Origin of the sequence: Streptomyces sp. NPDC001513, assembly GCF_042894695.1 — a bacterium.
GTDB lineage: Bacteria > Actinomycetota > Actinomycetes > Streptomycetales > Streptomycetaceae > Streptomyces.
This window is the reverse complement of record NZ_JBIAVU010000006.1, coordinates 264,693-282,553: the sequence shown is the minus strand read 5'-3', so window position 1 is coordinate 282,553 and position 17,861 is coordinate 264,693. Positions and strand designations below refer to the sequence as shown.

General features: G+C 70.5%; 20 protein-coding genes and 3 tRNA genes. 4 read left to right on the top strand and 19 right to left on the bottom strand.

Going from position 1 to position 17,861, the window contains the following annotated elements:
* Positions 1–130 precede the first annotated feature (130 nt).
* From ACFYZ4_RS15960 to ACFYZ4_RS15935, 6 genes are all read right to left on the bottom strand, one after another.
* A complete protein-coding gene (locus ACFYZ4_RS15960; protein WP_390784164.1) occupies positions 131–1,078 on the bottom strand; it encodes a hypothetical protein in 948 nt (315 codons plus the stop codon).
* Between the two features lie 178 nt (positions 1,079–1,256).
* Positions 1,257–1,985 (bottom strand): 50S ribosomal protein L1, encoded by a 729-nt coding sequence (rplA, locus tag ACFYZ4_RS15955; protein ID WP_030710300.1) that lies wholly within the window; start codon positions 1,983–1,985, stop codon positions 1,257–1,259.
* 90 nt (positions 1,986–2,075) lie between these two features.
* Positions 2,076–2,510: a 50S ribosomal protein L11 gene (rplK, locus tag ACFYZ4_RS15950; RefSeq protein WP_266934889.1), complete on the bottom strand. Its 435-nt coding sequence runs from the start codon at positions 2,508–2,510 to the stop codon at positions 2,076–2,078.
* A 164-nt stretch (positions 2,511–2,674) separates the two neighbouring features.
* Complete coding sequence (gene nusG, locus ACFYZ4_RS15945; RefSeq protein WP_390784163.1) at positions 2,675–3,613, bottom strand: transcription termination/antitermination protein NusG; 939 nt, start codon at positions 3,611–3,613, stop codon at positions 2,675–2,677.
* 84 nt (positions 3,614–3,697) lie between these two features.
* Positions 3,698–3,979 carry a preprotein translocase subunit SecE gene (secE, locus tag ACFYZ4_RS15940; RefSeq protein ID WP_030388883.1) on the bottom strand — a complete coding sequence of 94 codons (282 nt, stop codon included), beginning with the start codon at positions 3,977–3,979 and terminating at the stop codon, positions 3,698–3,700.
* Between the two features lie 106 nt (positions 3,980–4,085).
* Positions 4,086–4,158, bottom strand: a tRNA-Trp gene (locus ACFYZ4_RS15935).
* A gap of 248 nt (positions 4,159–4,406) precedes the next feature.
* Here ACFYZ4_RS15935 and ACFYZ4_RS15930 point away from each other — a divergent pair.
* Entirely contained in the window at positions 4,407–5,633 is a 1,227-nt protein-coding gene (locus ACFYZ4_RS15930; RefSeq protein WP_390784162.1) for a pyridoxal phosphate-dependent aminotransferase, read from the top strand.
* 260 nt (positions 5,634–5,893) lie between these two features.
* Complete coding sequence (locus ACFYZ4_RS15925; RefSeq protein WP_351295332.1) at positions 5,894–6,913, top strand: adenosine deaminase; 1,020 nt, start codon at positions 5,894–5,896, stop codon at positions 6,911–6,913.
* On the opposite strand, the gene ACFYZ4_RS15920 is transcribed toward ACFYZ4_RS15925, so the two are convergent.
* The 11 genes from ACFYZ4_RS15920 to ACFYZ4_RS15870 all read right to left on the bottom strand — a co-directional run bounded on the left by ACFYZ4_RS15920 (position 6,903) and on the right by ACFYZ4_RS15870 (position 13,704).
* Positions 6,903–7,319, bottom strand: a complete 417-nt coding sequence (locus tag ACFYZ4_RS15920; RefSeq protein ID WP_351295335.1) for a hypothetical protein — start codon at positions 7,317–7,319, stop codon at positions 6,903–6,905. The two genes, ACFYZ4_RS15925 and ACFYZ4_RS15920, sit on opposite strands and share 11 nt — an antisense overlap.
* 16 nt (positions 7,320–7,335) lie before the next feature.
* On the bottom strand, positions 7,336–8,478 hold the full coding sequence (locus ACFYZ4_RS15915) for a UDP-N-acetylmuramate dehydrogenase (protein ID WP_351295338.1): 1,143 nt from the start codon (positions 8,476–8,478) through the stop codon (positions 7,336–7,338).
* Complete coding sequence (locus ACFYZ4_RS15910; protein WP_351295341.1) at positions 8,475–8,873, bottom strand: DUF3291 domain-containing protein; 399 nt, start codon at positions 8,871–8,873, stop codon at positions 8,475–8,477. The genes ACFYZ4_RS15915 and ACFYZ4_RS15910 overlap by 4 nt, the downstream gene beginning before the upstream one ends.
* Positions 8,874–8,985: 112 nt before the next feature.
* Positions 8,986–10,422 carry a DHA2 family efflux MFS transporter permease subunit gene (locus ACFYZ4_RS15905; protein WP_351295344.1) on the bottom strand — a complete coding sequence of 479 codons (1,437 nt, stop codon included), beginning with the start codon at positions 10,420–10,422 and terminating at the stop codon, positions 8,986–8,988.
* Positions 10,423–10,502: 80 nt separating this feature from the next.
* On the bottom strand, positions 10,503–11,072 hold the full coding sequence (locus ACFYZ4_RS15900) for a helix-turn-helix domain-containing protein (protein ID WP_351295347.1): 570 nt from the start codon (positions 11,070–11,072) through the stop codon (positions 10,503–10,505).
* A gap of 80 nt (positions 11,073–11,152) precedes the next feature.
* Entirely contained in the window at positions 11,153–11,701 is a 549-nt protein-coding gene (locus ACFYZ4_RS15895) for a hypothetical protein (RefSeq protein ID WP_351295350.1), read from the bottom strand.
* 498 nt (positions 11,702–12,199) lie between these two features.
* Positions 12,200–12,628 (bottom strand): MaoC family dehydratase, encoded by a 429-nt coding sequence (locus ACFYZ4_RS15890; protein WP_351303785.1) that lies wholly within the window; start codon positions 12,626–12,628, stop codon positions 12,200–12,202.
* Position 12,629: 1 nt separating this feature from the next.
* Positions 12,630–13,082 carry a MaoC family dehydratase N-terminal domain-containing protein gene (locus ACFYZ4_RS15885; RefSeq protein WP_351303787.1) on the bottom strand — a complete coding sequence of 151 codons (453 nt, stop codon included), beginning with the start codon at positions 13,080–13,082 and terminating at the stop codon, positions 12,630–12,632.
* A gap of 175 nt (positions 13,083–13,257) precedes the next feature.
* Positions 13,258–13,422, bottom strand: coding sequence for a 50S ribosomal protein L33 (rpmG, locus tag ACFYZ4_RS15880; protein WP_003956487.1), 165 nt, complete (start codon positions 13,420–13,422; stop codon positions 13,258–13,260).
* 88 nt (positions 13,423–13,510) lie between these two features.
* A tRNA-Met gene (locus ACFYZ4_RS15875) sits at positions 13,511–13,583 on the bottom strand.
* A 48-nt stretch (positions 13,584–13,631) separates the two neighbouring features.
* Positions 13,632–13,704 (bottom strand) — tRNA-Thr (locus ACFYZ4_RS15870).
* A 428-nt stretch (positions 13,705–14,132) separates the two neighbouring features.
* Here ACFYZ4_RS15870 and ACFYZ4_RS15865 point away from each other — a divergent pair.
* Together ACFYZ4_RS15865 and ACFYZ4_RS15860 are read left to right on the top strand one after the other, a co-directional pair.
* Positions 14,133–15,413 (top strand): amidohydrolase family protein, encoded by a 1,281-nt coding sequence (locus ACFYZ4_RS15865; protein ID WP_384345888.1) that lies wholly within the window; start codon positions 14,133–14,135, stop codon positions 15,411–15,413.
* A gap of 53 nt (positions 15,414–15,466) precedes the next feature.
* Entirely contained in the window at positions 15,467–16,123 is a 657-nt protein-coding gene (locus ACFYZ4_RS15860) for an SDR family oxidoreductase (protein ID WP_351303793.1), read from the top strand.
* 90 nt (positions 16,124–16,213) lie between these two features.
* Here ACFYZ4_RS15860 and ACFYZ4_RS15855 read toward each other — a convergent pair whose 3' ends face one another.
* Positions 16,214–16,654, bottom strand: a complete 441-nt coding sequence (locus ACFYZ4_RS15855; RefSeq protein WP_351303796.1) for a DUF3574 domain-containing protein — start codon at positions 16,652–16,654, stop codon at positions 16,214–16,216.
* 177 nt (positions 16,655–16,831) lie between these two features.
* Positions 16,832–17,809, bottom strand: coding sequence for a hypothetical protein (locus tag ACFYZ4_RS15850; RefSeq protein WP_390784161.1), 978 nt, complete (start codon positions 17,807–17,809; stop codon positions 16,832–16,834).
* Positions 17,810–17,861: the final 52 nt, after the last annotated feature.

The following is a 17,861-nucleotide window of genomic DNA, read 5'->3' as shown; positions in this document are numbered from 1 at the left end:
TTCGGCCGCCGCACCCTTGCAGGCACGGCAACGACCAGCGGTCTTTGGCTTCTCCGGAAGAGTACGTGAAGGCCACCAGTCGAGGCAAATCGCCTCGGCCCCGCCCTCTCGGGAGGGGCCGAGACCCGGCTCAGGAGCCGCCGAGACCGCCCAGTCCGGCGTCCCGGAGCGTCTTGTCGGCCTCCTTCAGGTCCGCGTCGACGTCCTTCAGCTTCTGGTCCGTCTCCTTCAGGCTCTCGCGGGTCTCCTTCAGGCTCTGGTCCGTCTCCTTCAGGCTGTCCTCCAGGTCGACGACCTGGTCGGCCGGCGGGGCCTGGATCGGGGCGGCCTTGCCGAAGTCCGAGAACTTCGCCGTGGTCTTCGTGGAGCCGGTCCCGTCCGTGCTCACGCTGTCGACGCGGACGGGGTAGCCGTCCTTGTCGATCCACAGGTCCACCTCGAAGGTCTTGACGTGCTTCACGGCCTCGTGGAGGTACTGGCGGTTCTTCTCCTCCATGACCTTGGTGGACTCGTCCGCCTTGAGCAGGTCCTCGTTGGTGAAGGTGCCCTTGTAGTGCTGGGCGTCGATGCCGTCGGTCTTCTCGGCCCCGACGTGGGTCAGCTTCTCCTGGCCCAGCGCCATCGCCAGGTACTCGGCCGGGTCGTCGTTCAGCCGGACCCCCGGCTTGCCGTCCTTGGCCAGGCTCATCTTCATCCAGGTCTTGCCCTTGAGGGGCTTGTCCAGCTGGGTGTAGATGAGGTCCTCGATCATGATCGAGCGGGCGTCGGGCCGCTCGCCCTTCAGGATCACGTCGTGGCTGGACGGGTACCAGCCCTTCGTGCCGGACTGGGCGCTGGTCTTGCCGTCGGCCCCGACGATGGACAGCTCCGCCTTGGCGAACCTGGCGGCCACCGTCTTCAGGTAGGACGCCTTCACCGCCTCCACGGGCGAGTGCGCCTTCGCGTCCGCCCCGTGGCTCCCCTCTGCCTTGCCGCTGCCCGCGTCGGCCTGGTCGCCGCCGCAGGCCGTGAGGCCGCCCACGAGCAGTGCGGTACCCGCGATCGCGATACCGGCTCGGGTCCGGACAGCCTTGTGCATGTGTTTCTCCCCCATGATCGTGCGTCGAATTCAACGCGACCCTACGTGCCTCCTCGGCCGGATCTCGCCCCCATTACGCCCGTATAGGGGGAGATGTGGCCCGGAACACGGAAACGGGCCCCTCGCCGCCCTGTGAGGGGGCGAGGGGCCCGTTCAGCCACTCAGCGAGCCGTCAGGCTCAGACAGCAGCCGGGTCTTCCTCGACGAGGAGGTTCCGGGTGCGGTTCGAGTCCAGCTGGATGCCGGGACCCATCGTGGTGCTCAGGGCGGCCTTCTTGATGTAGCGGCCCTTCGCGGCGGACGGCTTCAGACGAAGGATCTCGTCGAGGGCCGCGCCGTAGTTCTCGACCAGCTGCTCATCGGAGAAGGAGACCTTGCCGATGATGAAGTGCAGGTTCGAGTGCTTGTCGACGCGGAACTCGATCTTGCCACCCTTGATCTCGGTGACAGCCTTCGCGACGTCCATCGTGACGGTGCCGGTCTTCGGGTTCGGCATGAGGCCACGGGGACCGAGCACGCGGCCGAGGCGGCCGACCTTGCCCATGAGGTCCGGGGTGGCCACAACGGCGTCGAACTCGTTCAGGCGGTTGCCCTTGGCGATCTCGTTGATCAGCTCGTCGTCGCCGACAATGTCGGCGCCGGCGGCTTCCGCGGCCGCAGCACGGTCACCGGTCGCGAAGACCAGGACCCGGGCGGTCTTGCCGGTGCCGTGCGGGAGGTTCACGGTGCCACGCACCATCTGGTCGGCCTTGCGCGGGTCGACACCCAGGCGGAAGGCGACCTCGACGGTGCTGTCGAACTTGGTCGCGGAGGTCTCCTTGGCGAGACGGACGGCCTCGAGCGGGGCGTACAGCTTCTCCCGGTCGACCTTGGCGTCCGCAGCGCGGAGAGTCTTGCTGCGCTTCACTTCTGCTCCTGTGTTTTGGCTTCAGGCATGGAGTCGTGGTGCGGACCAGCGCTTGGTCCTACCACTTGGTGGTGCTGGAGGGAGGCTGGATCAGCCTTCGACCGTGACGCCCATCGAGCGAGCGGTACCGGCGATGATCTTCATCGCGGCATCGACGTCGTTGGCGTTCAGGTCGGGCATCTTCAGCTCGGCGATCTCGCGGACCTGGGCGCCGGTGAGCTTGGCGACCTTGGTCTTGTGCGGCTCGCCGGAGCCCTTCTCGATGCCCGCGGCCTTCAGGATGAGGCGCGCGGCCGGCGGAGTCTTGGTGATGAAGGTGAAGGAGCGGTCGTCGTAGACCGTGATCTCCACCGGCACGACCATGCCACGCTGCGACTCGGTCGCGGCGTTGTAGGCCTTGCAGAACTCCATGATGTTGACGCCGTGCTGACCGAGCGCGGGGCCGACCGGCGGAGCCGGGTTGGCCGCACCGGCCTTGATCTGGAGCTTGATGAGCCCCGTGATCTTCTTCTTCTTGGGAGGCATTGCTCTCTCCGGGTCCTAGTGAGAGTTTTTCGCCGCCAACCGGTCATCCGGATGGAGGCATACCGCACCACGATAACGGGTATCGGTGCGGGGCTAAAAACCGAGCAGGTCAGACCGCCCTTTACGGGGCGATCTGACCTGTCCGGAAGCGTTGTCTCAGAAGATCAGTTCTTCTGGATCTGGTCGAAGCTGAGCTCGACCGGGGTCTCGCGACCGAAGATCTCGACGAGGCCCTTGACCTTCTTCGAGTCGGGGTTGATCTCGTTGATCGTCGCCTGCAGCGTCGCGAACGGGCCGTCGGTGACGGTGACCGAGTCGCCGACCTCGAAGTCCAGGACCTCGATGGTGCGCTTGACGGAGGGTGCCGGCAGACCGGCGGCCTCCGCGGCGGCCTTGTCGGCCTTCTCCTTGGCCTCCGGCGCGAGCATCTTGACGATCTCGTCCAGGGTCAGCGGGTACGGGTCGTACGCGTTGCCGACGAAGCCGGTGACGCCAGGCGTGTTGCGGACGACGCCCCAGGACTCGTTCGTCAGATCCATGCGGACGAGAACGTAACCGGGCAGCTTGTTCTGCCGGACGTTCTTGCGCTCGCCGTTCTTGATCTGGACGATCTCTTCCTCGGGCACCTCGGCCTGGTAGATGAACTCCTCGACGTTCAGCGAGACGGCGCGCTGCTCCAGGTTGGCCTTCACGCGCTTCTCGTAGCCCGCGTAGGTGTGGATCACGTACCACTCGCCGGGAAGCAGACGGAGCTCGTCGCGCAGGGCCTGGACGGGGTCCACGGGCTCGGCGGGCTCGACCGGAGCGGCCTCTTCGGCCTCCTCGTCGTCAGCCTCGGCCTCGACGTCAGCGTCGGCCTCGACGTCGTCATCAGCCTCGACCTCGTCGGCGGCCTCTTCGAACTCGGCGTCGTCCTCGATCTCGGCGTCGGCCTCGATCTCGTCCTCGACGTGCAGCGCGGCCTCTTCGGCGGCGACACCCGCCTTGGCGTCGGCGTGCTCGGCCTCATCGGGGTCCACAGCGTCTGCCGCCTCGACGATGTCGAGCTCGTCCTCGACGGACTCGACGGAGTCGTGGCTCGCGTTCAGGTTCGGGTCAGACACGGTGGCTGCTTCTTCCTGGATACAAAAGGTGGTGGAACATGCGAAAACGGGCGACACCCATCAAGGCGCCGCCCTCCGCGGGGATCAGCCGAAGACGAACTTGATGGCTTTTTCAAACCCAAAGTCAATCACGGTCACCAGACCGATCATGATGACGACGAAGACAATCACCACGGTGGTGTACGTCGTGAGCTGGTTGCGAGTGGGCCAGACAACCTTGCGGAGTTCCGCGACGATCTGGCGGTAGAAAAGCGCGAGCCGGCCCAGAGGGCCCTTCTTGCCACGCTTGCCGCCCTTGCGGGCCTTCTTCTCGCGCGTCTCGTCCTCGGCGTCAGGCATGTCGATGGAGCCCAGGGCGTCCGTCACGTCTCTCACCTGAATCCGGGTCGTGGCCGTACCGCGCCCGGTTGCGCCGCACGGCGTTGCATCTAAGTACGTACCTGCGCACACACATCCGAGAAGGAGTGTGGAGCAGGGCCGGAGGGACTCGAACCCCCAACCGCTGGTTTTGGAGACCAGTGCTCTACCAATTGAGCTACGACCCTTTGCGTCCCCCAACCTACCGCATCCGGGCGAGTGCACGGAGTGCTCACGCTTTGCAGCGGCTGGCGAGGTCCAACGACAGGTGAGTGTACGTGAACTGGGACCTGACGTCGAACAGCACCCGGCCTGACATGCTCCGGTCGTCGTCCGGTGGGGTGTCGGCGGGTGTCCGTCCCATGTCCCGTGCGGGTCCGGTCCGATGACTGAAACGGTGTGCGGCGCTTCTTTGCCGTCTGGGACGATTGCTCGCATGACCTCTGCAACGCCTTCCTCCGAGCGCCGGGTGTCCGCCCGTATCGGCGCCATTTCCGAGTCCGCCACCCTCGCCGTCGACGCCAAGGCCAAGGCCCTCAAGGCCGCCGGGCGCCCGGTGATCGGCTTCGGTGCCGGCGAGCCCGACTTCCCGACCCCGGACTACATCGTCGAGGCCGCGGTCGAGGCCTGCCGCAACCCGAAGTACCACCGCTACACGCCGGCCGGCGGCCTGCCCGAGCTGAAGGCCGCGATCGCCGCCAAGACGCTCCGCGACTCCGGCTACGAGGTCGACGCGTCGCAGGTACTCGTGACCAACGGCGGCAAGCAGGCGATCTACGAGGCCTTCGCGGCCATCCTGGACCCGGGTGACGAGGTCATCGTCCCGGCTCCGTACTGGACCACCTACCCGGAGTCCATCCGTCTCGCCGGCGGTGTCCCGGTGGAGGTCGTCGCCGACGAGACGACGGGCTACCGCGTCTCCGTCGAGCAGCTCGAATCAGCCCGCACCGAGCGCACCAAGGTCGTCCTCTTCGTCTCCCCGTCCAACCCGACGGGCGCGGTCTACAGCGAGGCCGACGCCGAGGCCATCGGCCGCTGGGCCGCCGACAAGGGCCTGTGGGTCCTGACCGACGAGATCTACGAGCACCTCGTCTACGGCGACGCGAAGTTCGTCTCCCTCCCGGCGATCGTCCCCGAGCTCGCCGACAAGTGCATCGTCGTCAACGGCGTCGCCAAGACGTACGCGATGACCGGCTGGCGCGTGGGCTGGATCATCGGCCCCAAGGACGTGGTCAAGGCCGCGACGAACCTCCAGTCGCACGCCACCTCCAACGTCTCCAACGTGGCCCAGGTCGCGGCGCTGGCCGCCGTCTCCGGCAACCTGGACGCCGTGCACGAGATGCGCACCGCCTTCGACCGCCGCCGCCAGACGATCGTGCGGATGCTGAACGAGATCGAGGGCGTGGTCTGCCCGACCCCCGAGGGCGCGTTCTACGTGTACCCCTCGGTCAAGGCGCTCCTCGGCAAGGAGATCCGCGGCAAGCGCCCGCAGACCTCCGTCGAGCTCGCCGCCCTGATCCTCGACGAGGTCGAGGTAGCGGTCGTCCCCGGCGAGGCCTTCGGCACCCCGGGCTACCTGCGCCTGTCCTACGCCCTGGGCGACGAGGACCTGGTCGAGGGCGTCTCCCGCGTCCAGAAGCTCCTGGCGGAAGCCAAGGCCTAGGCCTAGAGCGGCCCGCAGCCCGAACCCGAGCGGCGTCTCCCCTGTACGGGGCGGCGCCGCTCAGCCACATCCAGCCCCGCCGGCGATTGAGGCGCGGGGTCCGGGGCGGAGCCCCGGTCTTCAAGCCCCGCCGGCGTTTGAGGCGCGGGTGCGTGCAGCGCCCGGCACCCCCACCCCCGACGCCCGCTCTCGCGTTCGGGCAAGCCCCCAAAAGGTAAAACCCCCTCCCGCCAAGCGCAGCGGTACGGCAGGATCAACAAATGGAGCACGCACGCGATCTCACGCTTCTGCCGAAAGCCCACCTCCACCTGCACTTCACCGGGTCGATGCGACCATCGACCCTCCTGGAGCTCGCCGACAAGTACGGCGTGCGGCTCCCGGACGCCCTCACCGCCGGCGAGCCCCCGAAGCTCCGCGCCACCGACGAGCGCGGCTGGTTCCGCTTCCAGCGGCTCTACGACGCCGCCCGCTCCTGCCTCCGCGAGCCCGACGACATCCGCCGCCTGGTCCGCGAGGCCGCGGAGGAGGACGTACGGGACGGAAGCGGCTGGCTGGAGATCCAGGTGGATCCCACCTCCTACGCCCCCCTGCTCGGCGGCATGATCCCGGCCGTCGAGATCATCCTCGACGCCGTCGACGCGGCCTCCCGCGAGACCGGCCTCGGCATGCGGGTCCTCATCGCCGCGAACCGCATGAAGCACCCCCTCGACGCCCGCACCCTCGCCCGCCTCGCCGTCCGCTACGCCGACCGCGGCGTCGTCGGCTTCGGGCTCTCCAACGACGAACGCCGCGGCATGGCCCGCGACTTCGACCGGGCCTTCGCCATCGCCCGCGAGGGCGGCCTCCTCGCCGCCCCGCACGGCGGCGAGCTCACCGGCCCGTCCTCGGTCCGCGACTGCCTCGACGATCTGCACGCGGCCCGCATCGGCCACGGCGTACGGGCCGCCGAGGATCCCCGGCTGCTGAAGCGGCTCGCCGACCGGCAGATCACCTGCGAGGTCTGCCCGGCCTCCAACGTCGCCCTCGGGGTGTACGAGCGGCCGGAGGACGTCCCGCTGCGCACCCTCTTCGAGGCCGGGGTGCCGATGGCGCTGGGCGCGGACGACCCGCTGCTGTTCGGGTCCCGGCTCGCCGCCCAGTACGAGATCGCCCGCCGCCACCACGGTTTCACGGACCACGAGCTCGCCGAGCTGGCCCGTCAGTCCGTCCGCGGTTCGGCCGCGCCCGCCGACGTACAGGAGAAGCTGCTGGCCGGGATCGACCACTGGCTCACCGGGTGAGCCGCAGGTCCCCCTCGTAGCAGTCGGCCCGCACCCGGTGCCCGTCCTGGAAGCCGATCTCCAGGTGGGTGCGGCCCTGCTCGGGCAGCGCGAACTCGGCGACCGAGGCGACGGTCTCGCCCAGGTGGCGCAGGAAGGGGTGGTCGCCGAGGTCCTCGCCGACCTCGATGCGGCCCCACTCCCCCATGTCGTACGGCTCGTGGGGCGAGGCGGACTCGACGATGAGGCACTGGTCGGACCCGGTGGTGATCCGGATCGAGTCGCCGACGCTGTCGATCAGCCAGACGTCGAGGGGCGCCTCGGAGCGTTCCCCGTCGCTGATGTGCCAGGACGCGACGACTCTGCTGAGCGTGCGGCCCACGAGGCGGGTGGGGTCCGTACCGGCCCCGTGCAGGGGACAGAGCATGGGCGGCCGGGGCTCCTCAGATGCTGACGCCGACCGTCACCGGCTCGTTGACCAGGGTGACGCCGAAGGCCGCGTGGACGCCCGCGACGACCTCGCGGGCCAGGGCGAGGAGGTCCTCGGTGGTGGCCTCGCCGCGGTTGGTGAGGGCGAGGGTGTGCTTGGTGGAGATGCGCGCGGGGCCGGTGCCGTAGCCCTTGGTGAAGCCGGCCTTGTCGATCAGCCAGGCCGCGCTGGTCTTCGTACGGCCGTCGCCGGCGGGGTAGGCGGGCGGGGCGGTGTCGGGGCCGAGGCGGTCCTGGGCGCGGGCGAGGAAGGCGGCGTACGCCTCGTCGGTCAGGATCGGGTTGTGGAAGAAGGAGCCGGCCGACCAGGTGTCGTGGTCGGCGGGGTCGAGGACCATGCCCTTCCCGGCGCGCAGGCGCAGCACGGTCTCGCGGGCGGTGGCGGCCGGGACCCGGTCGCCCGCCTCGACGCCGAGGGCGCGGGCGGTCTCGGGGTACTTGATCGGCGCGGAGAGGCCGCCGGCGTCCTCCAGGGCGAAGCGCACGCGCAGGACGACGTAGCGCTCGGGCTGGTCCTTGAAGGTGCTGTTGCGGTACCGGAAGGCGCACTCGGCGGCGCTCAGCGTGACCGTCTCGCCGCTGGTGCGGTCGTAGGCGACGACCTCGGTGATCGTGTCGCAGACCTCCTGGCCGTACGCCCCGACGTTCTGGATGGGCGTGGCACCGGCCGAGCCGGGGATTCCGGCGAGGCACTCGATGCCGGCGAGGCCGGCCTCGACGGTGCGGGCGACGGCGTCGCTCCAGTTCTCGCCGGCCGCGAGCTCCAGGGTGGTGCCGTCCAGGAGGAAGCCGGTGGTGGCGATGCGCAGGGCGGTGCCGTCGAAGCCCTTGTCTCCGATGACGAGGTTGCTGCCGCCGCCGATGACCAGGAGCGGAGTGCCTCCCCCAGACTCCGTCCGGGGGGACCCCCACCCGTCCGCGGCGCGCACGGCGGCGACGACCTCGGCGTCGGTGGTCGCGGTGACCAGGCGGGCAGCGGGGCCACCGAGACGGAAGGTGGTCAGCGGGGCGAGGGGGGCGTCGTGGAGTTCCTGCACGTGGACAAGAGTACGGTCCGTGCCCCTCGCATCCCTGCGGGGCCACGGACCGTGACTCACGAGGCGGCCTTCTGTTCGGCCAGCCGGCGTTCGGCCTCCTCCCAGCCGATGGGCAGCTCGTCGGCGCGGACGGTCCAGAAGGTGAAGGCCGATTCCTTCATGAACGCGGCGGCCGCGCGGGAGCCGGACCGGTGCGGCTCGCTCCGCGCGAACCGGTAGAGCGCGTCCCGGTCCTCCCAGGCGGAGAGGGTCAGGAAGGTCCGCCGGAAGACCCGGGCCCGCAGGGCGACCCCGTGGGCGCCGGGAGCCTTGCGGATCTGGAGGATGATGCCGGGTGCCTTGAGGAAGAACCTGAAGGCACCGACAAGGCCGGCGGTCTCGAAGCGGGAGGCCATGACGTAGACCTCGGCGTCGGGGGCCGCCTGGGTCGGGGTGGACCAGGGGATGTCGGGCATGGCGGGCTCTCCTTCACGATGAGTCGTACGGATCTTCGTGCGCGGGCGGCGCTGCGGTTCTCCCGGCCACCCCCGGCGCGGGCCCCGGCCGGCGAGCGGGGTCGGGGCCCGGTCAGCGGGCGGCGGGCACCTTCGCGGCCTCGTCGACGGCGGCGGGGACCGGGGCGGGCTTCGGCCGGCCCGGCAGGAGCAGGGCGAAGGCGGCGGCCAGGGCGACCGCACCGGCGCCGATCCACAGGGCGGGGACGGTGCCGTCGGTGAAGGCCTGCGGGGATTCGTAGCCGCCCTGGGCGGAGAAGACCGAGGCCAGGACGGCGACACCGAGGGCTCCGCCGACCTCGCGCAGGGCGCTGTTGGTGCCGGAGGCCCTGCCCTGGTCGGCGGGGGCCACGGTGGACATCAGGACGTTGGCGGAGGGGGCGAAGTAGAGGGCCATGCCGATCCCGCTGAGGATCAGCGGCGGCAGCTGGGCGGCGTACGAGACGTCCGTGCTCAGGACCGCCGCGAACCAGCCGAGGCCGAGGGCCTGGAAGGCGAGGCCGGCGGCGACGACGGGGCGGCCGCCGATGCGGTCGGAGAGGATGCCGGCCAGCGGGGCGACGATCATCGGCATGCCGGTCCAGGGGAGCATGCGCAGGCCGGCCTCGGTGGGCGAGTAGCCGGCGACGCCCTGGAGGAACTGGCTGAGCAGGAAGATCGAGCCGAACATGCCCAGGAACATCAGCAGGCTGGCGACGTTGATTCCGAGGAAGCCGCGGTTCTGGAAGAGCCGCATGGGGAGCATGGGGTTGGCGCTGTTGAAGCCGTGGTGGATGAAGCCGCCGACGAGCGCGGCGCCGACGATCAGGCCGGTGAGGACGGGGGCGCTGGTCCAGCCCTCGGAGTTGGCGTTGACCAGGGCGTAGACGATGCCGAAGAGGCCGCCGCTGATGAGCAGGGTGCCGGGGATGTCGAGCCGGGCGCCGGGGGCGGTGGACTCGGCGAGCCGCAGGCGGGCGAGCGGTATCAGCGCCAGCCCGATCGGGACGTTCAGCCAGAAGATCCACTGCCAGGAGATGTGCTCGGTGAGGCTGCCGCCGATCAGGGGCCCGCTGGCGACGGCGAGGCCGGTGACGGCTCCGTAGATGCCGAGGGCCATGCCGCGCCGGGCGGCTGGGACGGCGGCGGTGAGCAGGGTGAGGGTGAGCGGCATCATGACCGCGGCGCCGACGCCCTGGACGGCGCGGGCGGCGATGAGCGCGTCGATGCCGGGCGAGAGCGCGGCCGCGGCGGAGGCGCCGGTGAACACCGCGAGCCCGGCGATGAACAGCCGCCGGCGCCCGAACCGGTCCCCCAGCGCCGCGCCGAACATCAGGAGGACGGCGAAGGTGAGCGTGTACGCGTTCACCGTCCACTCCAGGTCCTCCAGCCGGCCGCCGAGGTCCTCGCGGATGGCGGGGAGGGCGGTGGTGACGACCAGGTTGTCGAGTGCGGCCATGAAGCTGGCCACGCCGGTGAGGATGAGGGCCCAGACGGCGGGCGCCCGGAGCTTGGTGTCCTGCGTGTTCACGATTCCCCCTGCAGCTTGTTAGTTATTGCTGACTAACTTCAGTGGCCATGAAAATGCGCGCGAGCGGATCTCGCGCGCCCTCACTCCTCCGGGCGCCCCTCGGCGCGGGCCGACGGGTTGAGCCCCGCCCAGACCCGGTGCTCGGGCGGGAACCCCATGGCGGCGAGGGTGTTGATCAACATCCCGTACGCCATGAAGGTCGTGGTCTCACCGACGTCCCCGGCGAAGGGCACGTGGACCGTGTCCCAGAGCTCCATCCACCCCTTGCGCACGACCTCGCCGAGCTCGTGGTCCCCGGCCGCCTCGGCGGCGGCGACGGTGACGTACATCTGGAGCTGCATCTGGAGCTTGTCGGGATCCTCGGCGATCAGCCGGGCGTAGGCGTTCGCCATGGCATGGGTGGCCTCCTCGCCGTGCAGCCCTTCGGCCGCCTCGGCGAAGACCGCCCGCGTATCCCTCAGGCAGCGCTCGGCCGCGGCGAGGAAGATGGCGGGCTTGTTCGGGAAGAGCCGGAAGAGATACGGCTGCGAGACGCCCACCCGCTTGGCGATCGCCTCGGTGGAGGTCCCGTAGTACCCCCCACGCGCGAACTCGTGCATCGCCGCACGAATCACGCTCTCCCGCCGCTCATCTGCACTCATCCTTGCCATGCCCCAAAGTTAGTGCTCAATCACTAACCAAGTCAAGAGCCCCGCGCGGGGTCTCCGGAAGGGGCGCGCACGGCACGCACTCAGCGAGCCCGCCGCCCCAGCAGCCGACTCTGCTCCTGCTTCAGCCCGGCGAACCCGCGCCGCGCGTACGCGGCTATCTCCTCACTGGGGAAGGCCACGATGGAGAGGTGCTCCTCGTAGCTCCCCTGGTCCCAACGGGCCGCCGTGATCTCGTACCCGGACACGTGAGCGCACAGCTGAAGCAGGATGGGCGGCATCTCCGACTCGCTCAGGAGGTCTGCGCGCCTGATGACGAGGTCACGCATGGCCCGGATGTTCGGGAGGAACACGGTCCTCACCCACAAACGCCACTCGGCGAGCTCCTCCTCGGACGGCGGCCTCTCGTGCGCGAAGGGCGACTTGCCGTCAGGACGGGCATTGCGCTCCATGAACGCGTCGAAGATGCGGCTGTTCGCCTCGGTGAGCGCGAAGAGCGGCCCGTAGAAGTCACTCAGTTGGCGGTTCAAACGGGCCAGCCGCTCCTGGCGCTGCGCCAGCCGCAGGCCGTTGAAGTAGGTGGCTGCGTATCCGACGAACGCCAGGGCGATGGTCACAACTACGGTGGTCATGAAGGCCGATGCTAGCCACGCCCCTTGCCCGGCAGCTCAGGACGGCCGGCAGACGCCAGGCCGTGCGCAGCGCGTAGCGATCGGCGGCGGCTTATGCCCAGCCCAAGACGCCCGGCAGCCGCTGAGACGAGGGGAAGCGCGTAGCGATCGGCGGCGGCTTATGCCCAGCCCAAGACGCCCGGCAGCCGCTTGGAGGTGGGGACCGCGTAGCGATGTGATGCGCACCCGGAACCCCGCCCGGAGGCCACCGACGCGCCCGCCCCTGCTCCGATCGCCCGGCCCGTCCCTTTGGGGGTTTCTCGGCTGTCTTCGGTTTTCCGTGGCGGGCCGGTCGGTCAAGGGTGGCCGCAGGCCATCGCGTAGCGACGCGACGAAGGAGCGCCCTTGAGGGACCGGCCCGCCACGGAAGGACGATGAGACCGACGGGAAACCCCAGGCTCCGCCCCAGGCCCGCACCCCAGGCCCCGACCCGCCCAGCCCCCACCCCAGGCCCCCACCTCAGGCCAGTTCGACCACCGCGCGGGACATGCCCAGGACCTTCTGACCCTCGCTCATGGCCGTCAGGTCGACGCGGACGCGGTTGTCGTCCAGCTTCGCCGCGACCTTGGCGGTGACCTCGATCAGGCCGCCCTTGTCGTCGTTCGGGACCACGACGGGCTTGGTGAAGCGCACGCCGTACTCGACGACCGCGCCCGGGTCACCCACCCAGTCGGTGACCACGCGGATCGCCTCGGCCATGGTGAACATGCCGTGCGCGATCACGTCCGGCAGTCCGACCTCCTTGGCGAACTTCTCGTTCCAGTGGATCGGGTTGAAGTCGCCCGAGGCACCGGCGTACTGGACGAGCGTGGCGCGCGTCACGGGGAAGGACGCCGCCGGCAGCTCGGTGCCGACCTCGACGTCGGCGTACTGGATCTGCGCTGCCATGTCAGGCCTCCTCGGGGGCGCGGGAGACGAGCTTCGTCCACGCCGTCACCACGTGCTCGCCGGTCTCGTCGTGGACCTCACCGCGGATGTCGATGATGTCGTTGCCCGCCATCGACCTCACGGCCTCGATGGTGGAGGTGACGGAGAGCCGGTCACCCGCGCGCACCGGGCGGGAGTACGCGAACTTCTGGTCGCCGTGCACGACGCGGCTGTAGTCCAGCCCCAGCTGCGGGTCCTCGACGACCTGGCCGGCCGCCTTGAATGTGATGGCAAACACAAAGGTCGGCGGTGCGATCACATCGGAGTAGCCGTAGGACTTGGCAGCTTCGGGGTCGGTGTAGACGGGATTGGCGTCACCCACCGCAACCGCGAATTCGCGGATCTTCTCCCGGCCGACCTCGTACGGATCGGTGGGCGGGTAGCTCCGCCCCACGAAGGACTGGTCGAGAGCCATGCTCACTACCTCCTGTTGAAGGGACACGAAAGGCACAAGAACAAGAACAAAAACACGAACGCGAACGCGAAGAAAGACAAGACAGAGCTGAGCGGGCACGGAAACGACACAAGGCCGCCCCCCAATGAAGGGGACGACCTCGTGACGGTGCCTGTTATTTGAGACTTCGCTGGGGTCAGCGGGTCTCGCGGTGCGCGGTGTGCGAGTTGCAGCGCGGGCAGTGCTTCTTCATCTCAAGTCGGTCCGGGTTGTTACGCCGGTTCTTCTTGGTGATGTAGTTCCGCTCCTTGCACTCCACGCAGGCCAGCGTGATCTTCGGGCGGACGTCGGTGGCAGCCACGTGAGTGCTCCTTGACGGAAATTGGGACGGATGAACGCATACAAGAGTAGCCGACCGGGAGACCGACCCCGCAATCGGCTACTGTGTGTAGCGGCGACCGGACTTGAACCGGTGACACAGCGATTATGAGCCGCTTGCTCTACCGACTGAGCTACGCCGCTTTGATGTGATCAGCTCCCCACCCGAGGGCGGGGAACCTCTCTCACCAGAGCCCCAATGCGGAATCGAACCGCAGACCTTCTCCTTACCATGGAGACGCTCTACCGACTGAGCTATTGGGGCGAGCGATGAAGACATTACACGGTTGCCCGCCGATCGCCCAAATCCTTTGCGGGGACCGGGCTCCGAGGGGGTCGCGCGGCCGTTCTCGATCAACCCACCGACCCCTCCCACCTCACTTTTCAGCCGGAATGTGTGCGGGCTCACACCCACACGAGCTCCGAACGGGCCCAGTCCAGCCGGCGGGGCGGGCACGGGCACCGCACGGGACGGGCACGGAACGGGACTGGACGGCACAGCCACAGCCACAGCCACCACACGGGACGGGCACAGCCCCAGCCACCACACCAGCAGGCACCACACCAGTACGACTATTGCGCTCTTCCATGAAGCAGGCTGCGCCGCGCCCTAGGCTCTGAGCACGCTGCGTGATCTTGGGCCGTGGGCCGCGGCCAGGGCCCAGGAACCGCCCGAGCCACCGCAGGAGCGCGATGTCCGACAGCCAGCCGCAGCAGCCGTTCCAAGCCCCTCGCCCTGGCAACGGCAACGCCGACGGCAACGCGGCCGCAGCCGAGGCCACAACCCTGCTGCTCGCCGGAGCCCGCCTCACCGACGGCCGGACCGTCGACGTCCGCCTCAGCGGCGGCCGGATCCAGGCCGTCGGCACCGCGGGCAGCCTCCCCGCCCCCGCGCTCTCCCGGGTCGACCTGAACGGGTACCTGCTGCTCCCCGCCCCCGCCGAGCCCCACGCCCACGGGGACACCGCGCTGACCGCCGACGGCGAGGGGCCCGTCTCGTACACGCCCGACGAGGTCCAGCGCCGGGCCACCGAAGCCGCCCTGCTCCAACTCGGCCACGGCGCCACCGCCGTGCGCTCCCACGTCCGCATCGGCGACGTGCACGGCCTCGGCCCCATGGAGGCCGTCCTCCAGGCCCGCCGCTCCCTGCGCGGGCTCACCGACCTCACCGCCGTGGCCGTGCCCAGGCTGCTGACCGGGGTGGCCGGCGCGGACGGGCTCGCCATACTGCGGGACGCGGTCAAGATGGGCGCCTCCGTGATCGGCGGCTGCCCGGACCTGGACCCGGACCCGACGGGCTTCCTCGAAGCCGTCCTGGAACTCGCCGCCGAGCACGGCTGCCCCGTCGACCTGCACACGGACGGTGACGATCCCGGCCGCCTCTCCCGGCTCGCCGCGATGGCGGGCGGGCTGCGCCCCGGGGTAACCATCGGGCCGTGCGGCGGTCTGTCCCGGCTCCCGCTGGACGCGGCGGCCCGCGCCGCCGACCAGCTGGCGGCGGCCGGCGTACGGGTGACCTGCCTGCCCCAGGGCGACTGCGCGGCCCTGGAGCGCCGCGGCCTGCGCACCGCCCCCGTACGGCTCCTGCGCACGGCCGGGGTGCGGGTCGCCGCCGGCAGCGGAGCCCTGCGGGACGCCGGGAACCCGGTCGGCCGCGGCGACCCGCTGGAGGCCGCGTACCTGCTGGCCTCCCAGGGCGGGTTGCGGCCCATGGAGGCCTACGACGCGATCAGTGCGGCCGCCCGCGAGGCGATGGGCCTGCCGGAGGTGCGGGTCGAGGCCGGCTTCCCGGCGGAGCTGCTCGCCGTGCGCGGGGACCGGATCGCGGGCGTGCTGTCCCTCGCCTACAGCCGGATCGTGATCCACCGCGGGCGGGTGGTAGCCCGTACGAGTGCCGTACGCGAGTACTGCGACTCCGCCGTCGCCGTGGCCCTGGACCTGCCCCGGCAGGGCCGTACGGAGCCCGGTCCCTGAACTTCGCCGTGCGTTCGCGGGCGTGGGCGCCCGGCTCGTCGTACGGTCGGGGCATGCGCATCGTCATCGCGGGTGGACACGGTCAGATCGCGCTGCGGCTGGAGCGCCTGCTCGCCGCGCGCGGGTACGAGGTCGCGGGCATCATCCGCGATCCGGCACAGGGCGACGACCTCAGGGAGGCGGGCGCCGAGCCGGTGCTCTGCGACCTGGAGTCGGCCTCGGTGGAGCACGTGGCGGGGATCCTGCAGGGCGCGGACGTTGCGGTGTTCGCCGCCGGTGCGGGGCCCGGCAGCGGCATCGGGCGCAAGGACACCGTGGACCGGGGCGCGGCGGTGCTGTTCTCCGACGCCGCCGAACGGGCCCGTGTGCGCCGCTTCCTGATGGTGTCTTCGATGGGCGCGGACACGTACCACGGGGGTGACGAGGTCTTCGACGCCTACCTCCGGGCCAAGGGCGAGGCCGACGACCACGTACGGACCCGGCTGGGCCTGGAGTGGACGATCCTGCGCCCCGGCTCGCTGATCGACGACGCCGGGACGGGGCTGGTCCGGCTGGAGGCGGAGACGGGCCGTGGGGCCGTCCCGCGCGACGACGTGGCGGCGGTCCTGGCCGAGCTGGTCGAGACCCCGGCGACGGCGGGCCTGACGCTGGAGCTGGTCTCGGGTTCGGTCCCGGTCCAGGTGGCCGTCAAGGACGTGGCAGGCAACTGACGGCGGCTCCGGCCGGCCGCTCCGGACGGCCACCGGACGGGACGGTGACGGCCACCTGGACGGCGCGGCAGGCCGTGCTCAGGCGACGACTCAGAACCCGGCGTTGACCTTGTCGTCGGACCGCCCCACCGAGTCCTGCTGGTACCGGTCCTCGTAGGCCTGCCGGATCCGCTCGATGCGCGTGCTGCGCTCGTCGGCTTCCTTCTCGGGGTACAGCAGGACCACTTCGTACGAGGTCTCGCGGACGACCTTGCCGTCCTTGCCGCGCCACTGGCCGTACCCGTCGTGGAGGGTCAGGCCCTCGGGGAAGGCGGGGGTGATCTCCCGGTCCAGGAACCGCATGAACTCCCGCTCCTCGATGGGCCCGCGGCCGTCGGGGCGTTCGGTGCCGAAGTACAGCCGGGTCTCCTGGTACGGCTCCCCCACGTCCGTGTGCAGAGCCGCTCCCATCAGAGCCGGAATCCCCGCGCCGAGCAGGGCGACGAGCACCCCGCCGCCGACCTTCCCCCGTGTGTCAGATGTCCATTTCACCCCCGGTGAACGAACAGGAGCCCGCGACGATGCGGGGATGGTACGGGCGGTGATGCGGGCGACGGCGAGAAGCCCGCCCGGCCCTGGTCGTCGGGCGCGGGACGGGCTTCTGGCCGGTGGGGCGATGAGCGAGTGGGCTACTTGAAGCTACCTGGAGCTACTTGGAGCCATCGAGGGCTACCAGTAGATGACCGCGTACCCGTCGCCGCCGTCCTTGCCGCGCGAGCCGGAGTGGCCGATGGCGCGGGTGGCGCCGCCGCCTCGGCCGCCGTCGCCGCCGACCGCCGCGCCTGCCGGGAGCTCGACGATGCCGTCGGCGGTGCCGCCGCCGGTGCCGTCGCTGCTGCCCGGGTCGCCGGACACGTTGACGCCGCCCGCGGAGCACCAACCGCTGCCGCCCTGGCCCGGCGTGCCGGGGTCGCCGGGACCGCGGTCCGCGGCGCCGCCGCCTCCGCCCCCGGTGCCGCCGGTGGCGGTGAGGAGCGCGGTGGCGGTGGAGGCCACGGTCAGGGAGGTGGTGGTGCCCGCGCCGCCCGCGGTGCCGTTCACGCCCGGTGCGCCGCCGAGGCCGTTGGCGCCGCCGGTGCCGATGTCCACCCCGTAGTTCGTTCCGGGAGTGACCGGGATGACGCACCAGGTGAAGCCGCCGCCACCACCGCCACCACCGGTGCCGCCGGTGTTGTTGCGCGGGGCTTCGGCCGCGGCGCCGTCGCCGTCCACGGCCGGGCCGCCGCCGGGGTTACCGCCGTTGGGGTTGTTGCCGTTCGGGTTGTTGCCGTTCGGGTTGTTGCCGTTGGGGTTGTTGCCGTTGTTGCGGGCGGAGCCGCCACCGCCACCGCCGCCACCGCCGGCGCCCCACGCCTGGACGAACACCGAGGTGACGCCCGGCGGGGCCGTGAAGGTGTTGTCGGAGGTGAACTGCTGCAGACCGTGGAGGACCTCGGGGAGCTTCTTGAGGTCTTCGTGGCCGTGCTTCTTGGTCTCGGCCACCTTGCCATTGTGCTGGTCCGCCGGCTTGGGCTCGTCCGCGGACGCGGCCGGTGCCACCGCGATCAGCTGGCCGGTCAAGGCCGCCGCTGCGGCGATGGAGGCGAGCAGAACCCGGGAACGCCCCCGGGGCCGTTGAATCGTCGCCGTCTGATGCTTCAGGTTCATGGCTTCCTTACCCGCCGACGCCGAGGGCTGCCGCGGGAGTGCGATGGGAGGG

Bases quoted from the DNA above. Each gene is read 5' to 3' on its own strand.
- ACFYZ4_RS15865 (WP_384345888.1), top strand. From the start codon at position 14,133: ATGTCCGACAGCCAGCCGCAGCAGCCGTTCCAAGCCCCTCGCCCTGGC.
- ACFYZ4_RS15860 (WP_351303793.1), top strand. From the start codon at position 15,467: ATGCGCATCGTCATCGCGGGTGGACACGGTCAGATCGCGCTGCGGCTG.
- ACFYZ4_RS15920 (WP_351295335.1), bottom strand. From the start codon at position 7,319: ATGCTCTGTCCCCTGCACGGGGCCGGTACGGACCCCACCCGCCTCGTG.
- rplK (WP_266934889.1), bottom strand. From the start codon at position 2,510: ATGCCTCCCAAGAAGAAGAAGATCACGGGGCTCATCAAGCTCCAGATC.
- ACFYZ4_RS15895 (WP_351295350.1), bottom strand. From the start codon at position 11,701: ATGACCACCGTAGTTGTGACCATCGCCCTGGCGTTCGTCGGATACGCA.
- ACFYZ4_RS15925 (WP_351295332.1), top strand. From the start codon at position 5,894: ATGGAGCACGCACGCGATCTCACGCTTCTGCCGAAAGCCCACCTCCAC.
- ACFYZ4_RS15885 (WP_351303787.1), bottom strand. From the start codon at position 13,082: ATGGCTCTCGACCAGTCCTTCGTGGGGCGGAGCTACCCGCCCACCGAT.
- ACFYZ4_RS15900 (WP_351295347.1), bottom strand. From the start codon at position 11,072: ATGGCAAGGATGAGTGCAGATGAGCGGCGGGAGAGCGTGATTCGTGCG.
- ACFYZ4_RS15960 (WP_390784164.1), bottom strand. From the start codon at position 1,078: ATGCACAAGGCTGTCCGGACCCGAGCCGGTATCGCGATCGCGGGTACC.
- ACFYZ4_RS15850 (WP_390784161.1), bottom strand. From the start codon at position 17,809: ATGAACCTGAAGCATCAGACGGCGACGATTCAACGGCCCCGGGGGCGT.
- ACFYZ4_RS15890 (WP_351303785.1), bottom strand. From the start codon at position 12,628: ATGGCAGCGCAGATCCAGTACGCCGACGTCGAGGTCGGCACCGAGCTG.
- ACFYZ4_RS15930 (WP_390784162.1), top strand. From the start codon at position 4,407: ATGACCTCTGCAACGCCTTCCTCCGAGCGCCGGGTGTCCGCCCGTATC.
- ACFYZ4_RS15910 (WP_351295341.1), bottom strand. From the start codon at position 8,873: ATGCCCGACATCCCCTGGTCCACCCCGACCCAGGCGGCCCCCGACGCC.